1 protein-coding gene is annotated in these 797 nt (G+C 42.2%); it reads right to left on the bottom strand.

What is annotated here, in order from left to right; genetic code table 11:
• Positions 1-675: recombinase family protein (locus L696_RS0105070; RefSeq protein WP_025682676.1), on the bottom strand; the 675-nt coding region annotated here is incomplete at its 3' end.
• Positions 676-797: the final 122 nt, after the last annotated feature.

Here is a 797-nt window from a genome sequence, read left to right on the forward strand (position 1 = left end):
AATTGCCTGATAGCTTTTCCCATCCAAATACTCCTCGTATATTCTGCGTACAATCTCTGCTTCTGGCTCGTTAATCACCAATTCACCATGTTCATCCTTATCATAGCCGAGAAAGCGAGTGGTGTTGCAGAAGACTTTGCCGTTTTGAAAGCCACGTAATATGCCCCATCGGCTGTTTTCAGAAATGTTTCGGCTCTCGTCTTGGGCAAGAGAACTCAGGATGGTCAGTAATACTTCACCTGTGGTATCCAGTGTATTAATGTTCTCTCGTTCAAAAAATACAGCCACTCCAAGACTTTTAAGTTCCCGTACATATTTCAATAAATCCAGTGTATTCCTAGCAAACCTCGAAATCGACTTGACCAGTATAAGATCCAGTTTACCGTTTCGGGCATCCTGTATCATGCGATTAAAGTGCGTTCTATTTTTAGTGCTGGTTCCGGTGATGCCTTCATCTGCGTAAATATCAGCCATTTCCCATTCCAAGTTGTTTTGAATGTACTTTGTATAATGATTGACCTGATTGGTATAGCTCTCCTTTTGCTCCTCGGAATCTGTACTGACCCGGCAATAGGCAGCGACTTTCTTCTTTTGAATAGATTGGATTCCCTCTACAATGTCCATCGTTTTCACGGGAACGACGACGACTTTTTTTGCGGTTACGGCTTGTGCCATAGGTGTATCTCCCTTCAATATCTTCTTTATACGGTCACATGGTATAATGCTTGCGGCACATCATCAAGTCCATTTCTGCCCATGTGATAGCTACTTGAAAGATTTTTTATTAAGCTGGTCAA

The sequence above is a fragment of the Paenibacillus maysiensis genome (assembly GCF_000520815.1).
GTDB classification, from domain to species: Bacteria; Bacillota; Bacilli; order Paenibacillales; family Paenibacillaceae; genus Paenibacillus; species Paenibacillus maysiensis.